The 26,671-nt window shown below is 36.1% G+C and carries 26 protein-coding genes; 14 read left to right on the top strand and 12 right to left on the bottom strand.

The window, feature by feature from the left end; all coding sequences use genetic code 11:
• Positions 1–28 precede the first annotated feature (28 nt).
• Entirely contained in the window at positions 29–1,168 is a 1,140-nt protein-coding gene (gene nspC, locus A3223_RS03805) for a carboxynorspermidine decarboxylase (protein ID WP_084041653.1), read from the bottom strand.
• An 83-nt stretch (positions 1,169–1,251) separates the two neighbouring features.
• Between nspC and A3223_RS03810 the strand changes: the two genes are divergently transcribed.
• The 9 genes from A3223_RS03810 to A3223_RS03850 all read left to right on the top strand — a co-directional run bounded on the left by A3223_RS03810 (position 1,252) and on the right by A3223_RS03850 (position 8,693).
• Positions 1,252–1,473 (top strand): MoaD/ThiS family protein, encoded by a 222-nt coding sequence (locus A3223_RS03810; protein WP_084041652.1) that lies wholly within the window; start codon positions 1,252–1,254, stop codon positions 1,471–1,473.
• A gap of 1 nt (position 1,474) precedes the next feature.
• Positions 1,475–1,909, top strand: coding sequence for a molybdopterin synthase catalytic subunit (locus tag A3223_RS03815; RefSeq protein WP_072593913.1), 435 nt, complete (start codon positions 1,475–1,477; stop codon positions 1,907–1,909).
• Between the two features lie 12 nt (positions 1,910–1,921).
• Positions 1,922–2,383, top strand: a complete 462-nt coding sequence (locus A3223_RS03820; RefSeq protein WP_084109077.1) for a molybdate transport repressor — start codon at positions 1,922–1,924, stop codon at positions 2,381–2,383.
• 240 nt (positions 2,384–2,623) lie between these two features.
• Positions 2,624–4,477 carry a TonB-dependent receptor domain-containing protein gene (locus A3223_RS03825; RefSeq protein ID WP_084109080.1) on the top strand — a complete coding sequence of 618 codons (1,854 nt, stop codon included), beginning with the start codon at positions 2,624–2,626 and terminating at the stop codon, positions 4,475–4,477.
• Positions 4,478–4,488: 11 nt separating this feature from the next.
• A complete protein-coding gene (locus A3223_RS03830) occupies positions 4,489–5,454 on the top strand; it encodes an ABC transporter substrate-binding protein (protein ID WP_084109083.1) in 966 nt (321 codons plus the stop codon).
• Positions 5,451–6,248 carry an ABC transporter permease gene (locus A3223_RS03835; protein WP_054196111.1) on the top strand — a complete coding sequence of 266 codons (798 nt, stop codon included), beginning with the start codon at positions 5,451–5,453 and terminating at the stop codon, positions 6,246–6,248. The genes A3223_RS03830 and A3223_RS03835 overlap by 4 nt, the downstream gene beginning before the upstream one ends.
• Positions 6,248–6,937 (top strand): ABC transporter ATP-binding protein, encoded by a 690-nt coding sequence (locus tag A3223_RS03840; protein WP_084109086.1) that lies wholly within the window; start codon positions 6,248–6,250, stop codon positions 6,935–6,937. The genes A3223_RS03835 and A3223_RS03840 overlap by 1 nt, the downstream gene beginning before the upstream one ends.
• Positions 6,930–8,036, top strand: a complete 1,107-nt coding sequence (locus A3223_RS03845; protein ID WP_084109286.1) for an NnrS family protein — start codon at positions 6,930–6,932, stop codon at positions 8,034–8,036. The genes A3223_RS03840 and A3223_RS03845 overlap by 8 nt, the downstream gene beginning before the upstream one ends.
• A 111-nt stretch (positions 8,037–8,147) precedes the next feature.
• Complete coding sequence (locus A3223_RS03850; RefSeq protein ID WP_021090726.1) at positions 8,148–8,693, top strand: hypothetical protein; 546 nt, start codon at positions 8,148–8,150, stop codon at positions 8,691–8,693.
• 354 nt (positions 8,694–9,047) lie between these two features.
• Here the strand turns inward: A3223_RS03850 and A3223_RS09530 are convergent, their stop codons facing one another.
• Positions 9,048–10,235, bottom strand: coding sequence for a hypothetical protein (locus tag A3223_RS09530; RefSeq protein ID WP_141081789.1), 1,188 nt, complete (start codon positions 10,233–10,235; stop codon positions 9,048–9,050).
• Positions 10,232–11,446 (bottom strand): saccharopine dehydrogenase family protein, encoded by a 1,215-nt coding sequence (locus A3223_RS03865; RefSeq protein ID WP_084109092.1) that lies wholly within the window; start codon positions 11,444–11,446, stop codon positions 10,232–10,234. The genes A3223_RS09530 and A3223_RS03865 overlap by 4 nt, the downstream gene beginning before the upstream one ends.
• A 445-nt stretch (positions 11,447–11,891) precedes the next feature.
• Here A3223_RS03865 and A3223_RS03870 point away from each other — a divergent pair, with 445 nt between their 5' ends.
• Together A3223_RS03870 and A3223_RS03875 are read left to right on the top strand one after the other, a co-directional pair.
• Positions 11,892–12,548, top strand: coding sequence for a hypothetical protein (locus A3223_RS03870; protein WP_084109095.1), 657 nt, complete (start codon positions 11,892–11,894; stop codon positions 12,546–12,548).
• 63 nt (positions 12,549–12,611) lie between these two features.
• Complete coding sequence (locus tag A3223_RS03875; protein ID WP_084109098.1) at positions 12,612–13,334, top strand: tetratricopeptide repeat protein; 723 nt, start codon at positions 12,612–12,614, stop codon at positions 13,332–13,334.
• On the opposite strand, the gene A3223_RS03880 is transcribed toward A3223_RS03875, so the two are convergent.
• Positions 13,327–13,968, bottom strand: coding sequence for a non-canonical purine NTP pyrophosphatase (locus A3223_RS03880; protein ID WP_084109101.1), 642 nt, complete (start codon positions 13,966–13,968; stop codon positions 13,327–13,329). The two genes, A3223_RS03875 and A3223_RS03880, sit on opposite strands and share 8 nt — an antisense overlap.
• A gap of 113 nt (positions 13,969–14,081) precedes the next feature.
• On the opposite strand from A3223_RS03880, the gene A3223_RS03885 reads away from it, so the two are divergent.
• Together A3223_RS03885 and A3223_RS03890 are read left to right on the top strand one after the other, a co-directional pair.
• A complete protein-coding gene (locus tag A3223_RS03885; protein WP_084109104.1) occupies positions 14,082–15,383 on the top strand; it encodes an MFS transporter in 1,302 nt (433 codons plus the stop codon).
• Positions 15,380–16,516, top strand: a complete 1,137-nt coding sequence (locus A3223_RS03890) for an NAD(P)/FAD-dependent oxidoreductase (protein WP_084109107.1) — start codon at positions 15,380–15,382, stop codon at positions 16,514–16,516. Before A3223_RS03885 ends, A3223_RS03890 begins: the two co-directional genes overlap by 4 nt.
• A 211-nt stretch (positions 16,517–16,727) precedes the next feature.
• Here A3223_RS03890 and A3223_RS03895 read toward each other — a convergent pair whose 3' ends face one another.
• The 6 genes from A3223_RS03895 to A3223_RS03920 form a co-directional block, all read right to left on the bottom strand.
• Positions 16,728–17,366: an HAD family hydrolase gene (locus tag A3223_RS03895; protein WP_084109110.1), complete on the bottom strand. Its 639-nt coding sequence runs from the start codon at positions 17,364–17,366 to the stop codon at positions 16,728–16,730.
• A gap of 75 nt (positions 17,367–17,441) precedes the next feature.
• Positions 17,442–18,458 (bottom strand): OmpA family protein, encoded by a 1,017-nt coding sequence (locus A3223_RS03900; RefSeq protein WP_084109113.1) that lies wholly within the window; start codon positions 18,456–18,458, stop codon positions 17,442–17,444.
• A 153-nt stretch (positions 18,459–18,611) separates the two neighbouring features.
• The gene (gene rpsI, locus A3223_RS03905) at positions 18,612–19,001 is read right to left on the bottom strand and encodes a 30S ribosomal protein S9 (protein ID WP_021084780.1); all 390 of its coding nucleotides are present in this window, start codon (positions 18,999–19,001) and stop codon (positions 18,612–18,614) included.
• Between the two features lie 2 nt (positions 19,002–19,003).
• Entirely contained in the window at positions 19,004–19,432 is a 429-nt protein-coding gene (rplM, locus tag A3223_RS03910) for a 50S ribosomal protein L13 (protein ID WP_002939292.1), read from the bottom strand.
• Between the two features lie 80 nt (positions 19,433–19,512).
• Positions 19,513–22,332, bottom strand: a complete 2,820-nt coding sequence (locus A3223_RS03915) for a RecB-like helicase (protein ID WP_084109116.1) — start codon at positions 22,330–22,332, stop codon at positions 19,513–19,515.
• Positions 22,329–24,674, bottom strand: coding sequence for a PD-(D/E)XK nuclease family protein (locus A3223_RS03920; RefSeq protein WP_084109119.1), 2,346 nt, complete (start codon positions 24,672–24,674; stop codon positions 22,329–22,331). The genes A3223_RS03915 and A3223_RS03920 overlap by 4 nt, the downstream gene beginning before the upstream one ends.
• Positions 24,675–24,825: 151 nt before the next feature.
• Here A3223_RS03920 and A3223_RS03925 point away from each other — a divergent pair, with 151 nt between their 5' ends.
• On the top strand, positions 24,826–25,413 hold the full coding sequence (locus A3223_RS03925; RefSeq protein WP_084109122.1) for a flavin reductase: 588 nt from the start codon (positions 24,826–24,828) through the stop codon (positions 25,411–25,413).
• 122 nt (positions 25,414–25,535) lie between these two features.
• Here the strand turns inward: A3223_RS03925 and A3223_RS03930 are convergent, their stop codons facing one another.
• Together A3223_RS03930 and A3223_RS03935 are read right to left on the bottom strand one after the other, a co-directional pair.
• On the bottom strand, positions 25,536–26,006 hold the full coding sequence (locus tag A3223_RS03930; protein WP_084109125.1) for a FixH family protein: 471 nt from the start codon (positions 26,004–26,006) through the stop codon (positions 25,536–25,538).
• Entirely contained in the window at positions 25,999–26,568 is a 570-nt protein-coding gene (locus tag A3223_RS03935; RefSeq protein ID WP_084109128.1) for a hypothetical protein, read from the bottom strand. The genes A3223_RS03930 and A3223_RS03935 overlap by 8 nt, the downstream gene beginning before the upstream one ends.
• Between the last annotated feature and the right edge of the window lie 103 nt (positions 26,569–26,671).

The raw sequence follows: 26,671 nt of genomic DNA on the forward strand, positions 1-26,671 counted from the left end.
AGCCAAAAGTTAGCCAAAATACTAATGATTAGTTTCTGCGCCTATACTCTTCGTATCCAAATTCACGGATCATCTTAATCTCGCCATTTTCTTTTAAAAGCACCAAATCAGGCAGTTTTATGCCGTTAAATGTCGTGTTTTTCACGATCGTGTAATGGATTTGATCTTCAAAGATGACGCGGTCACCGATTTTTAGCTCACTATCAAATTTATACTCCGCATCGCCCGCTTCAAGTCCCACTATATCACCTGCTAGGCAGGTATTGCCGCCAAATCTATAAGTAAATTTGCCATTTTTACTCTCGCCTCTAACAGCTGGGCGGTAAGGCATGAGCACGGTATCTGGCATGTGCGCCTCGGCCGAGGTGTCAAGGATGGCAATATCTTTCTCGTTATACACGATGTCAAGCACGCTGCTTATCAAAAAGCCAGTCTGCCAGCCCACAGCCTCACCAGGCTCCAGATAGACCTCTACGCCGTACTTCTCACGAAAGCGCCTAACTATCTTTATAAGTAGCTCCACATCGTAATCAGCCCTCGTGATGTGATGTCCTCCGCCCATGTTTATCCATTTCATCTTTGGGATAAACTCGCCAAATTTCTCCTCAAATGCCTCTAGCACAGTCTGCAAGCTACTCGCACTCTCCTCGCAAAGCGCGTGAAAATGAAGCCCACTAATACCATCAAGAAGCTCAGGCTTAAAATTTGCCCTTGTAATGCCAAGCCTGCTAAATTTACCGCATGGGTTGTAGCTATCAGTCGGTGCTAGCGAGACCTCTGGATTTACGCGCAGGCCGCAGATGATGCCATTTTGCAGGGCAATGCCTTTAAATTTTTGCCACTGAGCAAAAGAGTTAAATGTGATATGCTTTGAAATTTTTAAAATTTCATCAAAATCCTCGTCCTTAAAGGCTGGACTATAAGTATGAATCTCGCCTTTTACGTATTCGTTTGCAAATTTTGCCTCATGAAGCCCACTGCAAGTCGCACCGTCAAGATAAGAGCCAACCATATCCATCACTCCGCTAAACGCAAAGCCTTTAAGAGCTACTAAAATTTTAGCCCCACTTTGCTCTTTTACATACTTTAAAAGCTCTAAATTTTTACGTACTTTTGCCTCTTCACAAACGTAGGCTGGGGTTTTTATGCTCTTTAAAATTTCGTTCATTTTTACTCGCTTTTTAAATTTTCAAATAAGTATATCTAAATTTATTTTTAAGTAAAATCAGCAAAAATCTCAAAGGATAAAACGTGATAGAGATCGAATTTCTTGGGCCTATCGGGCTTGAAAATATAAAAGTAGAAGCAAAAAATTTAGGCGAAGTAAAAGCGGCTTTAAGCAAGAAAGAAGAGCTTAAAAAATGGCTAAATATCTGTGCGGTTGCCGTAAATGACGAGATCGTAAGCGATATAAATTTTGCTCTTAAATCAGGCGATAAAATTTCTATTTTGCCACCAGTTTGTGGGGGCTAAGATGCAAATTTATAATGGAAGTTTGGATGTTCAAAGCATCACAAACGAGTGGTATGAACGCTTTAAGGATAAAAACTGCGGTGCGCTCATCACTTTTGTTGGAATCGTAAGAGAAGAAGGTGGTATTTCGGCGCTTAGCTTTGATATCTATGAGCCGATCCTTAAAAAATGGCTAGATGCTTGGCAGGAGCGAGCCAAAAAAGAAAATGCCTACGTACTCTTTGCTCACTCAAAAGGCGATGTAGCCGTGCATACGAGCTCTTATGTAGCAGGCGTTGTGAGCCCTCAAAGAAAGGTCGCGCTAAGGCTAATCAATGAGTTTGTCGAGGACTTTAAGGCAAATGCGCCGATCTGGAAATATGACGTGATAAATGGCGAGAGAATTTATGCAAAAGAGCGCAGCCAAGCGATAAATGGTGCTGGAATTTTAGCTTAAAAGGGAAAAATGATGATAACAAAAGAGAGTAAAAAAGATGTTTTTTGGGCACTAGCCTTTGGGCTTGGGCTTTTTGCCTTTAGCATCGTTGGCTACTTTTATCTAGCTCTTGGTGCAGTGTCTCTCTTTGGCATCATCATTGGTGCTCTCTCAGTGTTCTTTTGTGTTAGAAAAATTTTTCAAAACAACTTTTTACGTATTGAAGATGATGGGTTTATCATCACAAAAGGCTCAAAAAGCATAAAATTTTACTTTAAGGATATCTACGAAATCGCCATTAAAAGCTTTGGCGATAAGAAAAAAGTTGAAACTTTGAGCATAAAATTTAAGAAAAACCGTCTTGATAGAGATGCTTGCTTTGGATTAGTGCAACCACTAGGTGATGATTTGATCATCATTTTTGATAAATATGAACTCTCAAAATTTACTATTTCAAAAGAGCTAAGAGATAGGCTTAATAATTTTAGAGCATAATTAAATCGATCTGTGATTTAAAATTTTATATAACAATTATCAAAATTTTATACATTTTTTCACATTAAATTTACACCATTTAACTACTCTTGCAAAAATAAAATCAAGCATTTTATCTACAATAATCTCGTAATTATGGATTAAAAATTTAAAGGATGACTTACATCAACTTTTATAAAGGGTTTTGCTACTACAATTCTGATAAAAGAAATCATAATTATATCTTTAAAAGGAGTTTACATGAGGCCCATTTTAAGCCTAGCAGTTCTTTCATCACTGCTTCTAGCAAATGAAGCAAATTTAGACATTATAAAGCCTATTAAAGAATTTGCTCCGCCACCAGTCATTACGCCAAACGTTGCACAGAGTGCCTTTGTTGAAAATCAATTTGACCGCACTCAAAGAAGCGAATATCCATTTGTTACAAATTTGCTTGATAACTCAGCTGATATGTTTCATATCTCAGCTGGAATGTATGGCAAAAGCTTTTACAACTCATCGCTTTTTAAATATCGCGGCGCAAATTTTTACACCATTTTAAATGCAAATTTCACCAAAGCAAATAATTATAAAGATGGAAGTGGCAAAAAATGGAACTATGGCTACAATAGGCAAGGTCAAAGCGCTATTTTAGGCTTCGTGCCAAATGATCTTAGCGAGCTTAGGCTTACGTTTTTAAGGGATAATATCGATAAAGACAAGCAGCCAGAGCACGCAATGGATGCCTTTAAAACGACAAGAAAAGTTGGCAAGCTAAATATTAGATTAGGCGAAGAAGATCTTTCAAATACGCTAAATTTCGAATTTATCCTAAAAAAAGTTGAGCGAAAAGCTGATAATTTTCATTTAAGAGATGCTACTCCAAATGTGAAAGTGGATTTAAAGAGAAATATATTTGAGGCAAATTTAAAGTATGACGCTGACTTTGCAAGCTTTCACAATCAAATAGGCGCTGGCTTTGAAAAAGATAAACATGGTGGCAAAAGATACATGAAGCAAGGCAACAACTGGATCTTTAATGGATATAGATTTGCTGATGTTCGAAATGATAAATTTATGCTCTTTGACACACTTGCTTATAAATTTAATGAAGCAAATGAAGCCTCGCTTGCCTTAAAATATGAAGAGCAAAGAAGTAAATTAAATGGTATCGACACTAAATTTTTCGCACCAAATCCGATCGCACCTAATACCACTCGCAAATTAGTTCGTCAAATTTATGGTGAGGACGTAAGCGATAAGATCAAAAAAGACGCTTTTAGTGCAAGCCTAAAATATAAATTTTCACCAAACGACAAGGATAGCTACTTTGCAAAACTTGAGAGTTTATCTCGCTTGCCAAGCAATATGGAGCGTTTTAACGCACTTTATGGACAAAATGACTCTGGCTGGATAGCAAATCCGAATTTAGAGCCAGAAAGACACAACAGAGCGGTTCTTGGCTTTAAATTTGGTAGCGAGTTTTACAAAGAGTATCTAAACTCGCTTCAAAACAAAGATGCATTTAGCTTTAGCGGGCATTTCATCGCTGATAGCGTTAAAAATTTGATCATTTTTGATAGACGCCACTCAAAAGTCCCAATGCCGCTAAACAAAAATGCTGTCATCTCGAGAAACGTTGATGCAACGCTTTATAGTGTAAATTTCAATACAGAATATAGCTTTGCAAGGCACTTTGGCTTAAAAAGCTCACTTTACTACAACTACGGACAAAACAAAACTGATGGCAAGCCGCTTTATCAAATAAGGCCTTTTGAGGCAAATTTTGCATTTGACTACAAAGACTATGCAAGCTTTGGTAGCTATAATCTTGGCACCGCACTAAGGCTAGTTTCAAAGCAAACTAGAGGCGATTTTAGCAAGCAAAATGGTCTAGGCATTGATAAAAAAGAGGCCGCAAAAGGATTTGGCTTGCTTGATCTTTATGGTGGCGTAGAATTTAAAAACAAAGTCGGCATAAGATTTGGCGTAGCAAATTTATTTGATAAAGATTATGCAGAATTTATTAGCGGTGATCACGTGGCAGCACTTGATCCAGTAGTCGTTCATGCCCCTGGCAGGACATTTTTCATTAGCTTTCACAGCAGTTTTTGAAGGAGAAAAAGATGTTAAATAGAAGAAAATTTTTAGGACTTAGCACAGCTTTAGGCGTTAGCGCATTTGCACCAAATTTATTTGCAAAAGAGAGCTTTAATATGTGGGGTGCGCCAGCAATCCCAAGCGTCATAATGGCGGTTGCTGCACTGCAAGGGGAGTTAAATAAAACTTATGATGTAAGCCTAAATATCTGGAAAACACCAGATCAGCTTCGTGCAGGCGTAGCTAGCGGCGATATCAAGGTCACGATGTCACCATCAAATGTAGCTGCAAATTTAAGGAATCAAGGGCTTGATTTTGCTATGTTAAATTTACTGACCCTTGGCGTTATGAACGCTATGGTTAAGGATGAAAAGATCAAAAATTTAGAGGATTTTGTAGGCAAAAAGCTCATCATGCCATTTCGAGGCGACATGCCTGATCTTATCCTAAGAGCGCTTTGCAAGAAACGAGGCATAGACGTTAGCAAGATAGACATCACCTACACAGCAACGCCGCCTGAGGCTCTGCTTTTATTTTTACAAAAAGATTTTGATATTTTAATAGTTCCACAACCTCTTGGCGAAGCGACTATTTTGCGCGGTAAAAAAGCAGGCGTTAGCGTGCATTACTCAGTTGATTTTCCAAAAATTTGGGGCGAGAGTTTTGGTACAAAACCGATAATCCCAATGGCTGGCATTATCGTAGAAAGAGGCTTTTACGAGAAAAACTTAAATCTATTTGATACGCTTCATAGCGATCTTAAAAATGCACTTTCATGGATACTTGAGAACAAACAAAGTGCAGCAAAGATTGGCTCGAGCTACTTGCCAGCTCCAGAAGTAGCGCTTGCAAATGCTTTTGATAAGGCAAATCTAACAGTAACAAAAGCAAATGAACTACAAAATGAGATCATGGCATTTTTTGAAGAAATTTATCAGTTTAATCCAAAATTTCTAGGTGGCAAGATGCCAGATAAAGGTCTATTTTTATGATACTAATCGATGGCATTAAAAAGGATCGCTCAAGCTTTTTAAAAATAATTGACTATTTTTGGGGTGGATTTAGCGGATTTGCCGTAGTTTTTTTGATCTTAGCCATTTGGCAAGTGGGAAGCGAGTTTAGCTCCCCACTCCTACTTCCACCACCAAAAGATGTATTTTTAAAAGCCTGTGAAATTTTAAAAGATTACAAAAACAGCGAGATAAACATAACACTTTGCAGATCACTGATTGGAGTTTGCTCGGCAACATTTTTTGGTATATTTCTAGGGCTAATAGCAGGTAGTTTTAAAAGTTTTGCAGCCTTTTTAAAACCTGTTATAACCTTGCTTTTGTCAATGCCGCCGATTATTTGGATAGTGCTTGCTATTTTTTGGTTTGGATTTGGAAATTTTAGCACCGTTTTTACTATCTTTATAACCGTTTTACCGCTTACTTTTGCAAGCTCGGCAGTTGCTATGAGTAGTGTAGATGAGGAGCTAAAAGAGATGTTTGACGCTTATAATCTAGGAATTTTAAAAAAGATAAGACACCTTTACATCCCGCATCTTACGAGCTACATAATAAGCTCTATTAGCGTAGCTGTCGCAATGGGTGTAAAGATAGTCATAATGGCTGAGCTACTAGGTGCAAATAACGGCATGGGAGCAAAGATAGCAAATGCAAGGGCAATGCTTGAAACAACCGAGGTAATGGCGTATGTTCTTTTAAGCATCACTCTTATCATGCTTTTTGAATACCTCATCATCGAGCCACTAAAAATAGCTTTGATGCCTTGGAGAAGATGATGCTTGAGCTTAAAAATGTAGAGTATGAAATTTTAAGAGATAAGGTCGTAAGGAATTTTAGTCTAAATGTAAAAGGTGGCGAGGTAGTGACGCTTTTTGGGCCATCAGGATGTGGCAAAACAACGATACTTCGGCTTATTAGCGGACTAAATGAGCCTAGAAAAGGAAAAATTTTTAATAACTTTAAAAAGACTACATACTTTTTTCAAGAAAATCGCCTACTTACATGGAAAAATGCTCTTGAAAATGTGCTTTTGGTTATGAATAAACCAGACATTAACGCTGTTTTAGAGCTTTTTAAAAAGGTTGGACTAAGTCAAAAGGACACTTTAAAATACCCAAGTGAGCTAAGCGGCGGTATGAGGCAAAGAGTCGCTTTTGTAAGAGCGGTCGTGACAAAGCCTGATCTACTTTTGATGGATGAGCCTTTTTCTGGGCTTGATTATGATATGAAAGAAATTTTAATTGAGATTATTGGCCAAAGAGTAAGTGAAGGTATGAGCGTAGTTCTTGTCACGCACGATAGAATGGAAGCTGTAAAGATGTCAAATAGAATTTATTTCCTATCAAATAAAGGTGCGGTCATACAAAGAGAACTTGAAATAGACAAAGATTTCAAAGAGCGCGATTTTACGTTTATTAGCAAGATGATAGATGAAAATTTCAAAGGACAAATTTATTATGATTAATAATTTTTTTACTCATCCTATGAGGATATTTTTCTTAATGAGTGCCGCCTGTGCGGTGCTTGGTGCAAGTGTGTTTTTTACTCCAACTGATTTTGTGAGTTTGCATAAATTTATATTTTTGCAACTTTTTTTAGCGCTTGCTTATGCTGGATTTTTGCTAACTGGATTAACTGATTGGACAAATTTTCAAGCATCTCTAAAAATACACGCCTATATATTATTTTCACTCTTTTTTACAAGCTTTATCTTGGCATTTTTTAGCCTATTTTTAGCACACTGCTTTATTGCTCTTTTTTGGCTTTACTTGGTTTTGCTTTGCCTTTATATGATCTGGCGGGATAAAAACGATGATCAATTTGGCGTACTTGGCTTTTTGTTTGGCATTTTAGGCTTTGAAATTTATTATCTAATAAGCGGCAACGAAAAATTTCTAAATTTACAAGTTTTTATCCACGTAATCGCTATCTTACTCATCTCCTACCGCGTTAGTGTCGTGCTTGGAAAAGAAGCGCTAAAAAGAGAAAAAGGTATGGATGAAGCTGTTTTTGTGCCAAATTTTATCTATAAAAATATCGCTATTTGCTGCGTTTGTGCCTTTTTGCTTTTAAATATATTTTTTGAAGCAAGCTTAGGTGTCTATTATGCTGCGATAGCTTGTGGAAGTGCGGTACTTGCAAAGCTTAAAGAGTGGCACTATAAAGAGCTTTTTAAACATAGCTTTGTGCTTTTATACTATTTTATGCAACTATTTTTAGCGCTTGGATTTTTAGGGATCGGCTTTAGCGGTATTTTTGGGCTCCATCTTGAAACAAATTTTATGCATCTAATAGCGATAAATGCGGTAATTTTTAGCGTGATGCTTATATTTAATGTCGCAGGACTTCGTCATAGTGGACAAGAACTTGAGTTTTTACGCCTTAGTAAAATTGCTTTTATTTTAATTCTTTTAGCTGGTGTTAGCAGAGGAATTTTGGCTTATTTTTGGAGTGGCTTTTACATTCATTTACCAGCAACACTCATAGCAATCGCTTTTGTTTTTTGGCTCATAAATTTTTATGTGATCTTTAGGGATAACGATTTTAGCGATGATCCAGAGTAAAAAGATATTAAAAATTTATTCATTAATTAAAAAGAGTTTTTAAGTCTTTTTTGAAGTAAGTGGATATATAATTTGCGATATTTATTATCAATATTATAAAAAGGATTCTTTATGAACAAACTTACTTCTGTTGCTTTAGCAGCTTCATTTTTTGCAGTTTCAGCTCTTGCATTTAGCGTAGAAGGTGAACCAAAGGTAACATTTACTGGTTACAAGCTAGCAAATAAAACAGCCGTACCAGGTACTTTTAAGACGATAAATTTTAAAAGTCAAGAAAATGCAAATTTTGCTGATTTTTTAAAGAGCTTTGAATTTAAGCTTGAGCCAAAAGATATCGATACAAAGTTACCTGATCGCGATAAAAGGATTGGCATTATTTTCGATGGCAAGGCAGTAGATGGCAAGATCGTAGCAGTAAATGGCGACGATAAGGCTGGAGAAATGGATGTTGAGCTTAGCATAAATGGCAATTCAAAAATTTTTAAAACAAAATATGAAGTACAAAATGGCAAGCTAGTAGCAAAATTTTCAGTTGATCTTGTAAATGATTTGAAGCTAAATGAGAGCTTTGATAAATTTGCCGCTGCCGCCAAACCATTTCACGGTGGAAAGAGCTATCCAGATGTAGATGTTGGCTTTGAAGCGGTGATAAAATAACTTTCAATTTCGGCGCCAGTAAGTTAGTTTGCGCCGAAGTTACCTCTTTATCCTAGTTTCTTATTCTATGATGCCGAAAAATCGAAGACGACGGATTTTTGATACAAAAAAAGTAGCGGGAATGCGAAATTTTATTTTAAAGATATCGACGAAATCGGCATCCGCGAGATAGACGCCAAGCGCAAAATTAGTGTTTCAAACATAAAATTTAAAAAAAGGCGGGCTAGCATATGGCCTCATACAGCCTAGTGGCGATGATAACGCCGTGATATACGACAAATACGAACTCTCAAAGCACGAAATTTTTAAAATTTTAAAGCAGAAATTTGAGGTTATGTGTAATAAAATCAAAAATTATTTTTTATTTATAGTCGAAGTATATTTATTAAATCTATCTACTAAATTAAAGCCATTATCTAGTACGCTTATTAATGTAAGAACTGTGATTATTGCGGCTACTATTTGCCACCATCTAGCTGTCTTTACGCTAAGAATTTCAAATTTTTCTTTTGCATGTGTTAAAATTTCTTCTAATTCGTCATCTTGCTTGTATAGGTGTCTTATTTTTTCATAAATTGTAAGCGTTTCCCTTGAATTTATACCGTAATTACCAAATAAGTCTAATCGCAAATTAACAATCTTATCTCTCATTGCCAAAATATCGCGATAATATCTAAAGTTCCTAAAAAATATATACCTTTGAGGCGACTGCCTTAGTGCTTTTACAAATTCTAATTTCATTTCATCGTTTGATATAATTAATAACTGCAAAATTAATACTTTTAAAACATTTGTCGATAAAATATGCTTTCTTTTTGGATATGAAGTGTAGTATAATACTGTACTCTTGTTAAAATAAATCATTAGTTTATTAGAGTCAGATGTAAAAATATTTTGTTCATTAATATTCTTAATACCACATTTTTCAGAATATATTCTTATGTTTGCTTTACTTACCGTATCACTATCATTTTCTGTCAAAAATACAAACAAATTCTTATAGTATAAGTCAATATTTTCTTCGGCTATTATGCGAACCCCAAACAAGATATTAAAATCTTCTAAGAATATAAAATAAATAGTAGATGGTAGCCGTTCAAATAACTCTACATTTCTTTTTATTTTTGTATTTAAATCCTGATTCTGTGAAATATAGTTTTTTAATTTACTTATACAATCCGCTAGTTCTTTTTCATTTCTGCAACATTTGGTCTTACGTATTATTTCTTTAGCTTCCTCGTCATTTTTGCACGGTATTCCTCTATTATAAAAACTTGATACTTTATTAAAAAAGCTATCTTTATGATTTTTCATAGAATCCAATGTCGTAACAGCATATTTTTTTATTTTAAAAGCCCAAAATTTATCTTTATAAAATATTTCTTTTTTAGGTTGCTCAAGCTCAAAATGATTGTAAAAAAGTTTTTGGAAATTACGATAAAAATCATCTTTAGTGTGAGAAGTATCTTTTTTTGCGACGAGAATACTTTTGATACTCTCGTCTCTTATAACGTATGATTCATAGTAGATTTTATTTATCACTCTACCTCATACCTCTCGCCCGGTTTCATCTCTATCATCTCCCACGGCAATCCCTGCCTATTTAGCTCGTCCATGAAAGGCTTGGCGTCGAAATTTTCCATATTAAAGACGCCTTTTCCACTCCAGATGCCCTTTGCGACCATCATCGAGCCGATCATCGCAGGCACGCCTGTGGTGTAGCTCACCGCCTGCGCGCCCGTCTCGGCGTAGCAAGCCTCGTGGTCGCAGACATTGTAGATGTAGACCTGGCGCTCTTTGCCATCTTTTAAGCCACGTATTACACAACCGATGTTGGTTTTGCCCTTCGTGCGAGGGCCGAGGCTCGCTGGATCAGGCAAAAGCGTCTTTAAAAACTGTATCGGTACGATTTTCACGCCGTTATGCTCGACCTCGTCTATGCGCAGCATGCCGACGTTTTCTAGGCATTTCATATGCGTGAGGTAACTCTGTCCGAAGGTCATAAAAAAGCGAATTCGCTTTAATCCTTTGATGTTTTTTACTAAGCTTTCTAGCTCCTCGTGGTAGAGCAGGTAGCTATCTTTGACGCCGACTTTGGGGTAGTCCCATTTGAACATTATTTCCATCGGCTCGGTCTCTTTCCACTCGCCGCGCTCCCAGTAGCGACCCTTTGCGCTCACTTCGCGCAGGTTGATTTCGGGGTTGAAATTCGTCGCAAACGCATAGCCGTGATCGCCCGCGTTGCAGTCTAGGATGTCGATCTCGTGGATCTCGTCAAAGAGATTTTGCTGCGCGTAGGCGCAAAATACGTTTGTCACGCCAGGATCAAAGCCGCTTCCCAGCAGCGCCATGGTGCCCGCCTTTTTAAAATCCTCATCTTTCGCCCACTGTAGCTTGTATTCAAATTTGGCGGTGTCGGGGTGCTCGTAGTTTGCGGTGTCGATGTATGGGATGCCGGCGCGAGAGCACGCGTCCATGAGGGTTAGGTCTTGATACGGTAGCGCGACGTTTAGCAGTAGCTCGGCGCCCGTTTTTTTGATGAGCGCGACCACGGCGTCGGTATCGTCCGCGTCGATCTGGGCGGTATCGATAGTGACGCCTAGGCGGTCTTTGATAAATTTAGCGATAGTATCGCACTTGCTTTTGGTGCGGCTTGCAAGGGTGATCTTGTTAAAAACGTCCGCGTTCATCGCGCATTTTACGGTCGCGACTTGGCTTACGCCACCTGCGCCTATGATTAAGATATTTGACATCTAAGCTCCTTTAAATTTTAGTGATTTTAGCAAAGTTAATATTAATTTTAAGAGACGGGGTGCAATTAACTATAAAGTTGGACATGGCCGGCACAAAGTCTAACAAGAAAGACAAAAAACAGATAGCGCTAACACAGATAGTGGCATGTCGATTGACGGCGGCACAAAATTAAATTTACCTCCTGACAACGCACGATGAATTTTCTCTCAGATTCTATTTTTTAGTTTGAGATAGGTTGTATTAAGAAATAAGCTTAAATTTTTTAGGTTTAATTTTTTCACTAAAATTTGAGTGCCTAAATTTATTCTAAAGCATACAACGATACATTATCAAGTTAGCTGTTTTAGGTATAATCAACATATTTAAATCTAGAAAAATATCGCAACTGATTTAAAAAACTTGGATGGATTAGCGCCTGGCAAGAGGACACAAAAAGAGACACCAATGATTAAAAATGGCAAGCAAAGACCGAATAAAAAAGAGGTAGAAGCATTAACTCTTTTTTATAATAGATTCTATTTTTTATATGATGAAATTTCTAATGAAAATTTTAAAACTCAAGAGCCATGCTTTAGATTTTATAGACTCAGAGAAGCATTTTCGGTATTTAAAGAGATTTCTAATTATGAACCAATTAAAGAATATTTAAAGTGGATGAAAAAAGGAGGACGACCTTTTTTTGAAGGATTGATTGCCGATGATCTATTTAGTTTTATTAGAAACCTCTTATTGCACTTTCCTATTTTTGACACATGGGATGAAGTATATATAAATAAAAGTCTTGCCACTTGGGATAAGGCTGGGCAAATAAATAAATTTCTCATCAAGGCAAAAGAATATAAAATTGATGATAAATCAGAGGTCAAATATAGAATATGGGAAGTAAAAAAGAAAAAAATGACTTATTTTTCTGTTAAATTTCCCAGTGAATACAATGAAATAACAAATATTTATCTAAAAGATATAATCGCAGAAGAGATGGGTATGAAATTTTGCATGGCGCTAATGAGGCAGATAATTGATACTCAAATCGAAAATCCAGAAGAAGACATAAAAATAATGTCACAAGTTTATTTGCCAAGAAATAATAATGATTTATGAGGCAATACTGAACAAAATTTGCTTTTAATCGCTACAATAGCGCGAAATTTTAAAGGTAAAAACATGAAGAAAATTTTGCCATTTTTAGCGCCTATTTGCCTCTTTGCAAGTAGCTGTGACGAGCTAATACAAGAGAGTGTGAGGAAGTTTTATAAAAGCGATAGAAATTTGGAGAGAGCCATAAATTTAGCCGAGCAAGCGACTGATGTCTGCTTAAAAGAGGGCAACACCGAGCAGGCGATCACTTCGCTCATAAATAGCGCTAGCATTTGCATGGTAAATAAAGAGCCACAAAAGGCGTTAGAGCTCTCACAAAGAGCCCTAGAGCTTGCGGCAAACGTTAGCGACAAGCTGCTACTAGCTCGCTCTTATCATAGCCTAGGTGCGGCACAAAAGGCGCTAGGCAGATACGACGAAGCACTTGCTAATTTTCAAGAAGCTCTAAAAATTTATGACAACGCGCCAAATGCCCCAATGAACGACGAACTCATCTGTATAAAAGGCATCGCTAGCGCCTACTACCTAAAAAACGACTTTGACAAAGCCCACGAAAACTACCTTTTAGCGCTAAATTTACTTGATATCACGCCGGAGTTAAGCGGCAACGAGCTTGTGCGATCAGAGCTTTTAGTAGAGCTTGCTAACGACCTAGCAAAGCTTAAGCAAAAGGACGAAGCCGCCAAAAACTACAAAAAAGTGCTTGAAATTTTAAATGGAAAAGAGCAAAATCCTCGCGCACGGGATCTTTTAGAGAGAGCTAACAAAGGGCTAAATGGGCTTAACTAAAGTTTTTCTTTAGACTTTTTAGCACAAAATTTGCAAGCTCTAGCCCTTTTGAGCGGTGAGAAATTTTAAGCTTCGTCTCATTATCTAGCTCACCAAGCGTTTTAGTAAAGCCATCTGGGATAAAAAGTGCGTCGTAGCCAAAGCCATTTGTACCATGCTCCTCATTTACCGCTTTGCCATACATAAAGCCATGAGTTGTGTAGTCGCCAAATTTCGAGCTAATAGCGATACAGGCGGTGTAATGAGCTGGTGAGCTCTTTAAATTTAGCGCCTTTAGCTTACTAATTAGCTTTGCTCTATTGTTTGCGTCATTTGCGTTTTTGCCACATACTTTGCCATTTTCATCAAGGTCAAAATAGCGAGCTGAATAAATCCCTGGCTCGCCACCAAGCGCATCCACGCTGATGCCACTATCATCGCTAAGCGAGATAAACTCATCCTCAAGCCCTTGCTCTTTAAGCTTTGCAAAAACAGCCTTTGACTTTATGAGCGCATTTTGCTGAAAGCTACTACCATCTTCAACGATCTCAAATGGCTTTACAACCTCGCTTAAAGCGTAAATTTCATAGCCTTTTAAAAACTCTTTTATCTCTTTTACTTTGTCTAAATTTGATGTCGCAAGCACGATCTTCATTGCAAGAGCTCCTTGATTTTTGGGCGTATTTTACAAAAAAGTAGATTAAATTTTTAAATTTAAATTAGCGTTAAAATGATAAACTTAGTCCTTTTAAAAATAAGGAAAATTTTATGTTAAAAAGCGTTTTACCACTATCTTTTATCATAGCAAGCAGATTTTTAGGTCTTTTTATAGTTTTGCCAGTGCTTAGCCTTTATGCCTTGAATTTACGCGGAGCAAACGAGTTTTTAGTAGGGCTAATAGTAGGCGTCTATGCGATCTCACAAATGATATTTCAAGTGCCTTTTGGAGCGCTCTCGGATAGGATAGGACGCAAAAAAACATTAACAATCGGACTTTTGGTTTTTATCATCGGCTCAATAATTTGTGCACATACAAGCGATATTTTTACCATGCTATTTGGTAGATTTTTACAAGGTGTAGGTGCTATCGGAGCAGTTGCAACTGCGATGATAAGTGACTATATAACAGAAGAAAGACGCTCAAAAGCTATGGCGATAATGGGTGCTTTTATAGGACTTAGCTTCACGCTTTCGATGGTGCTTGGACCGCTTCTTGCTAGAAGTTTCGGGCTTTCAAGCCTCTTTTATCTAAGCGCCGCTCTTAGCCTACTTTGCATTGTGCTTCTTTACACCGTTGTGCCAAAAGAGATAAAAGTGAGCGCTAAAAGTGAAAAAGTACCATTTGGTAAGCTGTTTTTGCAAAAAGACTACATGATCATAAATTTCACCTCTTTTATGCAAAAGATGCTAGCAAGCATCGCATTTTTGGTGATCCCTATCGTTTTAGTAAAAGAGTATGGTTACGAAAGCAGCGAGCTTTACAAGGTCTATACGCTTGGTGCCGTGCTTGGCTTTTTAGCTATGGGGCTAGCTGGCGCCCTTGGCGATGGCAAGGGACTTAGCAAGGTCATCTTGATAGCTGGCACGCTACTTTTCGCTCTAACCTACACCATTTTTGCCATTAGTTTTACACTTTTTATCTTCGTTTTGGGAGTTGCTATATTTTTTATAGGATTTAACCTTCACGAGCCCATCATGCAATCAACCGCAACAAAATTTGTAAAATCCTCACAAAAAGGCTCAGCTCTCGGTGTATTTAATTCATTTGGTTATCTAGGAAGCTTTGTTGGAGGTGCATTTGGTGGATACATCTTGCATGCCTTTGGCTTTAAAGTACTAGCCGTCATCTGCGTGGTACTTTGCGTGATATGGCTTATTTTGCTCTTTAGCCTAAGCGATCCAAGAATTTTTAAGAATATCTATCTAAGCCCTGAAGTAAGCTTAAATTTAGAGTTACTAAATGGCCAAAAAGGTGTAGTCGATTATTACAAAAACGAGAAAAATCAAGTGATCAAATTTGACTCTCGCCTAATAAGCGAGGCGGCTTTAAAAGAGAGTTTGAAATTTTGATCTACGACGTCATCATCATTGGTGCTGGCGCTAGCGGACTATTTTTAGGAGCAAATTTAAAGGATAAAAAGGTTGCGATTTTAGAGAAAAATAGCAGCGCTGGCAAAAAGATCCTAACAAGTGGTGGAGGCAGATGCAACATCACAAACCGCTTTATAAGCGCTAAAAACTATCTTGGAGAGCAAAAAATTATAGAGCAAATTTTAAAAGTACTGACTCCAGATCAAGTTTTAAAATTTTTTAGTGAGCTTAAATTTAGTGAGCAAAAGCAAAATCAATTTTTCTGTAATAGCGGTGCAAAGAGCGTCTTGAGCGTACTTTTAAAAAGGCAAAATACAGAAATTTTTTACAATAAAGAGGTTCTTGGTGCTAAAAAAGTAGATGAAATTTTTGAAATTTTGACAAAAGATGAGAAATTTAGAGCTAGAAATTTAGTCATCGCAAGCGGAGGACTAAGCTACAAAGCCCTTGGCGCGAGTGATATTGGCTATAAAATAGCAAATGATTTTGGCATTGAAACCTCAGCTCTTGCGCCTGCACTTGTTGGATTTAGCGTGCAAAAAGATGAGTTTTGGTTTAAAGAACTTAGTGGTGTTAGCCTAAACGCCGAAGTGGAGATAAATAGCAAAAATGAAAGCCATAAATTTAGTGGAGACTTACTTTTTACACATAGAGGCATAAGCGGACCAGCGATACTAAACGCCTCGTTATTTTGGCAAAAAGGTCGAATTTGTATAAATTTTTTACCCAAATTTAATGAGAAAAATTTAATAAATGGCAAAAAGCAGCTTAGTTCGGTTTTGCCCTTGCCAAAGAGATTTGTGCTAGAATTCTTAAGAAATTTTGGCTTAAAAGACAGAGCCTTTTATGAATTTAACGACAATGATAGACAAATAATAAAAAGGCTTTTTGCTTATGAATTTGCCCCAGCTGGGACATTTGGCTTTGAAAGAGCGGAAGTTACAAAAGGTGGCGTAAAGAGTGAATTTTTAGATGAAAATTTACAAGCTTATAACGTTAAGGGACTTTATTTTGTTGGTGAAGTCTTGGACATCACTGGCATGCTTGGCGGATATAACTTACATTTTGCATTTGCAAGCGCTCTAAAGGTGGCTAGGGTCTTAAATCTATGATCTCCTAGAAGTTAGCTAACTTTTAGACAGATTTTCATATTTTAAATAAGATAAATTTACTATGAAAGCAAGTTTTTTAAGCAATTTATTTAGAGTAATTTAGATATTTAAAATATTTTAAAAAGATTTTGGAGTAAATTTTATAGCTAAGCAAGCTAAACGTTATGTTGAATTTAATTTAAAATATAAGCAGTTTAGGAATATTAGATTATTAAACCTCTTTTATAAAGCTAACGGCTTCAAATGGGTTTGAGAAAATATGTTTACTAAATTTCTCCAAATCACTCTTTTGACCATATCCACAAGTTAGACCTACGCCTGTAACAAAAGCGGCTTGTGCAGCCATTAGATCCATAATGGTGTCACCTACCATAAATGCATTATTTTTATCTTTATTAAGTCTAGTTAAAGCCAAATTTATTGGCTCTGGATTTGGTTTTGGATTAGCAACATCGTCTCTTCCAATAACAGTTTTTATATATTTCATAACTCCTAAATGCTCAAGCAAGATAATAGAAAATTTTGAAGTTTTAGTAGTAACTATACCTACATCAGCAAAGCTACTTGCCTCCTTCAATGCTTCATTTGCATAATCTAAGAGTACTGTCTCATCAAGATAAATTTTTTCGTAACAAGCTTTATATTCTTTTATATAGCTATCAATTAAATTTTTGCTTGCACCAAGTCTTTCAAACATTATTTCAAGCGGATGACCAACCAAAGACTTTAATGCATTATGGTCTGGCTCTTTTTTGCCATGAGATAAAAAAGCTCTATCAAATCCTTTTAAAATAGCAGAAGTAGAATCAATAAGCGTACCGTCCAAATCAAAAAGTATGGTTTTGTTCATCATTTTCTCCGTAGAAATAAAAAAGGGCCTAGCCGAAGCTAAGCCCCTAAAAGAAGTAACCTTAAACAATTAAGATTATTTATTGAAAGTAGCTTCAACGCGTCTATTTTGAGCGCGACCTTCTTTAGTTTTATTTGTAGCAATTGGTTTAAGCTCACCGTAGCCAACTGTTGAAATTTTATCCTCGCTTACGCCATAGCCAGCAAGAACATCAGCTACTGCCTTTGCTCTTTTTTCAGATAGTTTTTGGTTATAAGCTTCTGCGCCTACACTATCAGTGTGACCAGCAAGTACAACTTTATAATCTGGGTGTTCGCCCATAAAGTCAGCTACTTTTTTGATCTCAGCTGCATATTTTGGTCCGACTTTATAGCTATCAAATGCAAAGTTAACATCTAGGTCTCTAAGAACGATAACTTTCTCGCATCCTCTTTCGTCAACAACCACGCCAGCTGGAGTGTTAGGGCATTGATCTATATCATTTGGCACGCCATCATTATCATCATCAAGAACTGGAGTTGCTGCTGGAGTTGCTGCTGCAACTGGAGCTGCTGCCACAACTGGAGCTGCTTTTGAGTCAAGACCGATACCAAAGCCTAGTGAATAGAATAGGTTATGATCAGCGTGCTCAAATTTGATAGCGTCTCTTGCTTCTGCTTTAAGAGCAAATCTATCAGTTACTTGATATCTTAAACCAAAACCATATTGGCCAAAACCGCCATCTTCATTTTTAACAAAAATAGCTGGAACATCTTCATATCCAGCACCAACTAAGCCATATAGACTAACTTGTCCAAAATCAACTATATCTTTTACAAGATTTGCATGATATCTAAGAACTCTTCCTTCTCTTGTTAAGCTACCTGTTTTTTCTTTTGCTTTTTGAGTGTAATCAACACCAAGCTCTACTTGATCAAAGAAAAAATCTTCAAGATTTCTAGCAGCTCTAACACCAACGAAGTTGTGGTCTTTTACACGTAAATTTCCCTCTGGGTGAACGCCACCAATAGTTGGAGTAACTTCATAATTATATGCTGCGTTAGACGCAAAAACCGCTGTTGCGGCAACCATAGCTAAAGCAATCTTTTTCATATTTAGAATTCCTTTCTTAGGATTTATTTTAAAGTGGTTACATTTTAACTGAATAAAATTTAACCGACTCTAAATCATAATTTAATTAACAATGTAAATTTGAAATTTACACAACTTAAATTTTGCAAATGCAAAAGCACTTGCAAAAATTCATTAACGTTTAGAGAATTGTGGGCTTCTTCTAGCCTTTCTTCTACCAAATTTCTTACGTTCAACAACACGAGAATCTCTAGTTAGCAAGCCTTTTGGTTTAAGTGCTGCTCTAAAATCAGCATCCATATCAGCTAAAGCACGTGAAATACCGTGTCTTAAAGCCTCTGCTTGTGCTGAATAACCACCACCTAAAGTTGTAGCTACTACATCTATTAAACTCTCTTGTTTAGTAACTAGAAGTGGCTGAATTACTTTAAGTTTTATAGCTTCATGTCCACCAAGCCAAGTATTAAGATCCATACCATTTACTACGATTTTACCGCTTCCAGCTTTTATCCAAACCTTTGCTACGGCAGTTTTTCTTTTACCAGTTGCATAAACTTTTGCCATAATTATTTTCCTTCTTTTTTAGCTATTTGTGCCGTATGAGGATGCTCACTGCCAGCATAAACTTTTAGTTTTTTTATCATCTCTCTTCCAAGTTTAGTTTTTGGAAGCATTCCACGAACAGCTAATTTAAATAGTTTTTCTGGCTTATTTGCTATCAAATCGCCAAATTTTTCACTCTTTACGCTACCAAAGTATCCTGAGTGTCTGTGATAAAGTTTATCTTCAGCTTTGTTATTACCAGTAAATTCTACTTTTGAAGCATTTATGATGATAACATAGTCGCCACAATCTACGTTTGGCGTGAAGCATGGTTTGTTTTTGCCACGAAGTATAGTTGCTACCTCAGTTAGCAATCTACCAAAACGTTTACCAGCTGCATCAACAACGATCCAGTCTCGTTTAACTTCGTTTGGCTTTGTTATTTTTGTCATTTTCTTACCTTTGCCAAGTTAATTTTTGAGTTGTGATTGTATTTAAACAATGCTTTTATAAAGCTTAAATTAAGTAGCATTTAAACTTCAATATATGAAATTTTTCCATCAATAGCGTAGAAGATGACGGCGATTATACTATGCTTTGGATAAAATTTACTTAATGCCTCTTTGTATTCTCCAACTTGTTTTTTATTTTCCTCAATATTTTTATCTGTCGTTTTATAGTCAATCACGCAAATTTTGCTCTCTCCAATACAAAATAAGTCCATCTGTTTTAGTTCGTTTTTTACTTTAAATGGCTGCTCTTTGTAAATTTCTTTATCTTTTATACACTTTAGAAATTTTGGCTCATTTATTAGCATTTTTGCCCGTTTAAAGGCATCTTCAAGTCTATCAGGTGAGAGAAATTTATAAAATTTATTTAGCATTAAACTCTTAGCTTTTAAAAGCAAATTTTCATCAAATTTCTCACTCATCTCAAGCAAATAGTGAAACGCTAAGCCAAAATAGATTGCCTCTAAATTTTTACCGCTCGTTTTTTGCTCTCTTGCTTCTAGATCTTGCCTTTCTATCTTTAAAATTTCAGGCATTTTTTCATCTTTTGTAGCCTCTTTTTGCTCGCTCTTGCTAGGCAAAATTTTGCCAAAGCTAAACTCCTTTAGATCAAGATAGTCGTTTACTTCGCTTTTATCACTTCTAGTATAAAACGAAAAAAAGCTAGGGCTATTTCCACTTGGAGCAGCTTGTTTAATGATGATAAGCGACTTTGTAGCTCTAGTAAAAGCAACGTAAATTTTATTGATATTTTCTTGCTTCTCAAGCTCTTTCATTTGCTCCAACACACCAGCATACTCAGGGTCAAAATTTTCTCTACCAGAAATTCTACTTTTTACTATCCACTCGCCTTTTTCGCTATATTCGGTTATAAAGTTTGAGTCATCGCCTCTGCCTTTACTCATCATATCACAAACTATCACGTGAGCAAACTCGAGCCCTTTTGACTTATGAACAGTCATTATCTTTACGCCGTCAGCATTTTTAGGACTGATTTTAGAACTAAAATTTTCAAGATTAAAGATAAAATCGCTTAAATTTTTGTAGCCACTGCTTAGCTCAAAAAGCCTTAGAATATCAACATCAGCCATATTTATATATAAATTTTTAGCTAGATAAAATAGGCTTTTTGTCGCACTATCTTCAGCTTTTATTTTTAGCCTTTTAGGATTTGTATTTACAAGTGCTTTTACATTTTTTTCATAAATTTCTTCACCAAAAAGACAAAATTTCGCATACTCGATGATCGCTGCAACAAACGGTGTTCGCTTTAGCTCCAAGGTGCCTTCATTTACGCTTTTTATCCCCTCACTGCTAAGCACCTCTGAGATGAGGCTGATATCGCTATTTTTCCAGCAAAGCACAGTTATCTCACTTGCATTTACGCCAGCTGCAAGTAGCTCTTTTACTTGTGAAAGTGCTGCACCCGCGATATCTTCATCGCTTAGCACGCGCAAGTAGCCGTAATCATCTTCCTTGGCCTCAAAATAAGGACACTCGCCACTTACTTTGTAGCTTAGCTCCTTATCTTTTTTAGCTGGCTCTTGTGGCTCAAAACTAAGTCCATATCTATGATAAATTTCTTCAAAAACAGCATTATTAAATTTCACCAAAGCCTTTAAACTGCGGTAGTTACTAGGCAAATTTTCTATATCTATCTGACTAAAATCATCTCCAAGCTTATCGAAAAGCTCTTTTTTACCGCCCCTAAATTTATAGATACTTTGCTTAGTATCTCCAACGTAAAAAAAGCTTCTAAGTCCGTTTTGTCCGTATCCTGAAACGATTTCAGTGATGAGCGGCAAGATGATCTCATATTGGATCACATTTGTATCTTGAAACTCATCTATCAAAAGGTGATTTATGCGGCCATCAAGCCTAAAATAAAGCACATCTTTATCAAAATTTTCAACCAAAAGCTTAAATACCAGCTTATTTATATCAGCAAAACTTAAAGCATTTATCTCTTTATTTAGCTCTAAATTTGAGTGTTTATAAACATTTAAGAGCTTACTAAAACCGCTAAGTCTGTATCTTTCAACCTCCAAAATATACTCTTTTGCTGCCTCTTTTAAATCGTTAAAGAGCCTATCAAGCTCACTTGTATAAATTTTGCTAAAAGTGCGGTAATCTAGGCTCTCTCTTTCAAAGACCTTATTTTTAAAAAGCTCAAACAAATTTTGCTCACTAAATGTCTTTTTAGCCGTATCACTAGCACCATTTTGCAAGGCTATATGCTCATTTATCTCCTTTTGTGCTGCTCTTACCTTGCTATCATCTGGATAGCTTGCACCACTATCTTTTAGTTCACCGCCAAAGCTCTCATAAAATTTAGCCAAAGTCTGTGAGAAACTCGCCTCTTTTTGGCTTGAGATGATCATCATGAGTGCAAGCTCACTAAGAAGCTTTTGATCTTTGCTTGCCTCTTTTACAAATTTTTTCCACGCTAAATCTTGCAGACTATCTTGCACACTGTAATCAGGACTAAGCCCTAAATTTTGACTAAATTTCTTTAGGATTCCAGAGAAAAATGCATCAAATGTATAAATTTTTAACTCACTTTGCAAAAACATATCAAGCTTCTCATCGCGTCTTTTTATGACCTCATCTTGGCTCAAACTAAGCTCTTTGCAAAGCTTATCAAGCTCGTCTTTTTTGTTTTGCAAGTCCAAAAAAGTTGTGATTATGCGCTCTTTCATCTCATTGGCCGCTTTTTTGGTAAAGGTTAGAGCGATGATCTCGTTTATATTTTCGCCTTTAAGCACCAAAGCGATATAACGAACGCTTAAAGCGAATGTTTTCCCACTTCCAGCACTTGCTTTTAGGGCTAAAAAATCTTTCATAACTCTCTCCTACAAAGTATGGCATACTCGCAAAATTTACAAGCTCCGCTCTTTCTTTCAAAATTTATCTTAGTGTTATTTATGCTCTTTAGATTTTCTATCTCGGCCTTTAGATCATCCACGCCTTTTTTTGAGCTAATAAGCACTGGTTCATTCTTTAGGGCAAAATAAGCACTTTTTACCTCGCTGCCATAAAGTGCTTCATAAAATGCAAGCTGAAGCGAGTTCGCATTTGCCTCACCAGTTTTATAATCAAGTATAAAAGGCTCACCATCAGGGCTAACATCGATCCTATCGATAATGCCTTTTATCTTTACATCACAAAAATCACTCTCTATGTCTTTTTCACACTCAAGCACTCTAAAGCCAGCACTTAAACGTTCATTTTCAAACTCTGCGTATTCTTTAAATTTCTGCGACCAAATCTCAAGCTCAAGCGAAGAAAAATCTTGCTTTGCAAGTATTTCTTTAAAAATAGCCAAATCAAATATATTTTTTTGTCCATAAAAATCACTTGTATAGTATTCATAAAGCGCCTTATGCACGCTATTTCCTTGCTTAGATCCTGGCTCAGTTGCTATGCCTTTTGCTCCTTTTATACCAGCTATCTTTGCGTAATAATACTTTCTTGGGCAGGTTAGAAATAAATTTAGTGTAGAAAATGATAGCGGTTTAGTGAAAAAATCATGCTCCAAAATGATCTCATCATCGCTTAAATTTAGGCTTGTACTTCCTTTTAAAAATAATTTTAAATAAGCCTCGTCACTAAATTTCTCATCTTTTATTATTTTGAAATTTTTTAAAAATCTTGAAGGAATACTCTCTTCGTTTAAAACACAGCTTATGGCGACCTTTTTAGCATTGTTTATAAGACTTTCATAGTAAAATCTCTGCAAATTTTCACGCTCAAGGTAGCTTATAAGCCCTGCTTTTTGCCTCACTTTTGAGTTTAAAAACATCTCATTTGTGCTTCTTGCTGGGATGAAGTTATCATTAAAATCAACTATGATTACGCCATCAAATTTCATTCCACGGCTCTCTAGCATGCCCATGACACTGATCTTTCCACCACCCACATCATCGATGCTAAGGCGTGAGATATTTAGCAAAAAAATTTCACTTAACTGCTTTAAGCTAAAGCTAAAATACCTACATAAATTCTCAATCCTAAAAAGCTCAAGCGCGAGCTTCTCTTCGCATCTTGGCTCATTTTCAAGCATTAAAAGCTCATCTATTAGCTCTTTAAATTTAGCAAAGTCACAAAGATCAAAGTAGCTTGATTTAAATTTATTAAAAAGCTCTTCGCTTACGCCAAGTGTGTTCAAGATAAAGCCAAGCTCCTCGTAGCTCTCACACTTGCTTTGATCAAAAACCGGCCTTGCCTCTTCGTTTATCGCTCTTATAAGGTAAAAAAGCGTCTCATAAAATTTTGTATTTTTAAAACTCTCGCCCATAGCGTAGTTAAAAATTTTATCTCTATCATGTAGCCTTAAAATTTCACTAAAGCTCTCATCTGGCAATATGACAGCGATGTTTTCAGGCTTTATGCCCTCACGCACAAACTCGCTCACCTTTGCCATAGCGTAGGCACATTGCAGGCTTCTAGTGGCAAATCGCTTCTCTAAGACTGGCTCAAATTTTTTGATATTTTCTAAGCAAATTAGCTCATTTGTCTTTAAATTTAGCTCATATTTTTTGTAATTTTCAATCTCGCTAATAGCTGAAATTTGCTTTATTTTATTGATTAGCTTTGTGTTGAAAACGCTAGTTTGAAAGATAATTTTTAGCGTAGTTAGCTTTGAGATTTTCTCTAAAATTTCCCACTCAAACTCACTTAAAATTCCATCTATGTGCAGTGAAATTTCACTAAAGCTTCTGATATAGCCTTCATTAATGGAGTAAATTTTTGGCAAGGTTATATCATCGTAGAGATTTTCTCTATCAAGCAAGTCCTCATACTCTTTTAAAACCGCTTCAAGTATGTCTAAATGCTCCTCAAAGTTAGCGTAAATATCGTTAAATTTGATCTCGGCGATACTCTTTTTGCTAATAGCTAGCTCTTTAAAAAACGAAAAAAGATAGTCATTGTTTTTCAAAAACTCAAAAAACTCAGCTGGAATTTTAAGAACTGAGTTTGCCTTTTTGACACTGGCACAGGCTCTATTCATAAGCACTAAAGCATAGGTGCTATCAATCTCAAACCTACCATCTACATAAACTACCTTTTTATAAAACTCAGCAATACTTAGGCTTTTTGGGATTAGTTCATCATTAAAACTTGCATTAAATTCACGAATCTTACGCGAGTTCGTAAATACAAAAAGTTGGTTTAGGTTATGCATTTTTCTCTCTTAAATTTTTAAGCAATGATAGCTAATTGCTTATAAAAGAGCGCTTTTTACGCTTAGGTAAAGCTTTAAATTTTTATCTAAATACATTAAAATTTTAAGCCTTAAAGAGCCAAAAGCTACAATCACAAAAAAAGGAGCAAAAATGCATAAAGAGTTAAACAGACAAGGTTTTTACTATGGCTTTCCAGTTTTGCTAGCTACCACAAAAGACAAAAACGCAAACGATGATATCACGGTGCTTTCATCCTCTTGGACGTTAGGAAATACAGTGGTGCTTGGCATAGGTATTGAAAATCAAGGCTTTAAAAATATCAAAAATAGTTCAGATATCACGCTAAATTTATGTGATGAAAGCCTGCTAGAAGCTGTGCAAAAAATGGAAAAACTAACTGGCGATAGTGAAGTACCAGAAGAAAAAAAGAATCTTGGCTACATCTACGAGCACGACAAATTTAAGGCAGCAAATCTCAGCAAAGAGCCTGGCATAAATGCAAAAACCGTCAGGATAAAAGAGTGCAAGATACAGATAGAAACGGTTGTGGAAAAGATAGAGTTAAAAGAGTGGTTTAGCATCGTTACTTGCAAGATTACAGGCATTTTTGTAGATGAAAATTTACTAAAAGATGAAAAGATAGATACGCAAAAATGGCATCCACTAATCTATAAATTTAAAGAATATGTCAGCACTTGCAAGCGTTTGGGATTAAATTTTGGATTTAAAGAGATTTGATTTATAGCTTTATTTGATAAAAACTTAGCAACTTGGTTTTAGATTTAGCCAAAAGATTAGTTTATTAAAATTTAAATCTGGCTTTGAGATCTTTTCCAGATGCCAAAGCTGCGATTTTAAGATCATTTTGTGACATTAAGGTCAAATTTATAATACCTTGTATCATTAGTGTCACTTAGCCTTAAAAGTAGCTGCCATCTACCTTCTTTTAGACTTGTTTCTTCGCTTACTAGATCATTTTCTTGCCATGAAGCTCTTAAAATTTTATTTTCTTTATTTGTCTGTGGGCGAGTGAGTAAAATTTCATATTTTAAAGCTGAAATTTCTCCTTTTTTTGGAGTTAGATGAAATTTAAACTTAGCATTTAGAGCATTAAAATTTGGCTCAAATTTTAGATCAAATTTCTCATCAAAACGTTTTTCACTATCTTTGATAAAGGTTATGTTTTCATCGACATTTTGGTAGCTTTGCATATAGGAGCTATCCATCTCGACTGGATGTTTCAGCGCTATGATGATCGTTACTGCGCAAGCGATAATGATAGCAATGAAACTAAGCACGATAGCATAAGGCCAAAAGGTTTTTTTATCCATTTTTTACCTTTTTATAAAAGATAACAATTATAAAAAATGCAACCAAGCCATAGATGAAAAATCTTAAAAAATTTAACGTAGTTTTATTTGAATTTCCAACACTACTTTCAAGCTGTAAATTTAAGCTAGATGCGATTTGCTCGGCAATATCAGCGTAGCCATTTAATATAGCAGCGTTATAGACATCTTTGCCATTTTTAGAAACTAAAATAGGAATTATCGTTCCTGATTCTGGATTTACACTTAAAATTTGTTCTTTATTAAAAAGCTTTGAAGTATTAGAATCGGCAAAAATTTCTACTTTCTTTTTATCCTTTATAAGTAGCAAAAAAGCATAAGGCGAGCTAAGGTTTTGCTCTTTAAAAAGAGCTTCTAGCTCACCACCTTTATATACGCCAACTACTAAATTTATACCGCTTTTTGTGTAAAGCTCGCTGCCGATCTCATTTAGCTTTACACTTACTTTTTGGCTTAGAATTTCATCATTATTTATCACAAAATTTGCTCCCAAAGCCAAACTTTGTGAGAGCAAAAATATAAAAATGAGTATAAATTTTCTCACACCTAGCCTACAAAAAGATGGTTTGATGTAAGCACTGACCACGCACAAATAGCTCCTGCAACAACTATAAGCAAGATTATGGCTTTTTCTATTATGCCTAGCA

This window comes from Campylobacter concisus (assembly GCF_002092855.1).
GTDB classification, from domain to species: domain Bacteria; phylum Campylobacterota; class Campylobacteria; order Campylobacterales; family Campylobacteraceae; genus Campylobacter_A; species Campylobacter_A concisus_AI.

Coding starts and splice junctions, on each gene's coding strand:
- nspC (WP_084041653.1), bottom strand. CDS start 1,168: ATGAACGAAATTTTAAAGAGCATAAAAACCCCAGCCTACGTTTGTGAA.
- A3223_RS03815 (WP_072593913.1), top strand. CDS start 1,475: ATGCAAATTTATAATGGAAGTTTGGATGTTCAAAGCATCACAAACGAG.
- A3223_RS03820 (WP_084109077.1), top strand. CDS start 1,922: ATGATAACAAAAGAGAGTAAAAAAGATGTTTTTTGGGCACTAGCCTTT.
- A3223_RS03825 (WP_084109080.1), top strand. CDS start 2,624: ATGAGGCCCATTTTAAGCCTAGCAGTTCTTTCATCACTGCTTCTAGCA.
- A3223_RS03830 (WP_084109083.1), top strand. CDS start 4,489: ATGTTAAATAGAAGAAAATTTTTAGGACTTAGCACAGCTTTAGGCGTT.
- A3223_RS03835 (WP_054196111.1), top strand. CDS start 5,451: ATGATACTAATCGATGGCATTAAAAAGGATCGCTCAAGCTTTTTAAAA.
- A3223_RS03840 (WP_084109086.1), top strand. CDS start 6,248: ATGCTTGAGCTTAAAAATGTAGAGTATGAAATTTTAAGAGATAAGGTC.
- A3223_RS03845 (WP_084109286.1), top strand. CDS start 6,930: ATGATTAATAATTTTTTTACTCATCCTATGAGGATATTTTTCTTAATG.
- A3223_RS03850 (WP_021090726.1), top strand. CDS start 8,148: ATGAACAAACTTACTTCTGTTGCTTTAGCAGCTTCATTTTTTGCAGTT.
- A3223_RS03865 (WP_084109092.1), bottom strand. CDS start 11,446: ATGTCAAATATCTTAATCATAGGCGCAGGTGGCGTAAGCCAAGTCGCG.
- A3223_RS03870 (WP_084109095.1), top strand. CDS start 11,892: ATGATTAAAAATGGCAAGCAAAGACCGAATAAAAAAGAGGTAGAAGCA.
- A3223_RS03875 (WP_084109098.1), top strand. CDS start 12,612: ATGAAGAAAATTTTGCCATTTTTAGCGCCTATTTGCCTCTTTGCAAGT.
- A3223_RS03880 (WP_084109101.1), bottom strand. CDS start 13,968: ATGAAGATCGTGCTTGCGACATCAAATTTAGACAAAGTAAAAGAGATA.
- A3223_RS03885 (WP_084109104.1), top strand. CDS start 14,082: ATGTTAAAAAGCGTTTTACCACTATCTTTTATCATAGCAAGCAGATTT.
- A3223_RS03895 (WP_084109110.1), bottom strand. CDS start 17,366: ATGAACAAAACCATACTTTTTGATTTGGACGGTACGCTTATTGATTCT.
- A3223_RS03900 (WP_084109113.1), bottom strand. CDS start 18,458: ATGAAAAAGATTGCTTTAGCTATGGTTGCCGCAACAGCGGTTTTTGCG.
- rpsI (WP_021084780.1), bottom strand. CDS start 19,001: ATGGCAAAAGTTTATGCAACTGGTAAAAGAAAAACTGCCGTAGCAAAG.
- rplM (WP_002939292.1), bottom strand. CDS start 19,432: ATGACAAAAATAACAAAGCCAAACGAAGTTAAACGAGACTGGATCGTT.
- A3223_RS03915 (WP_084109116.1), bottom strand. CDS start 22,332: ATGAAAGATTTTTTAGCCCTAAAAGCAAGTGCTGGAAGTGGGAAAACA.
- A3223_RS03920 (WP_084109119.1), bottom strand. CDS start 24,674: ATGCATAACCTAAACCAACTTTTTGTATTTACGAACTCGCGTAAGATT.
- A3223_RS03925 (WP_084109122.1), top strand. CDS start 24,826: ATGCATAAAGAGTTAAACAGACAAGGTTTTTACTATGGCTTTCCAGTT.
- A3223_RS03930 (WP_084109125.1), bottom strand. CDS start 26,006: ATGGATAAAAAAACCTTTTGGCCTTATGCTATCGTGCTTAGTTTCATT.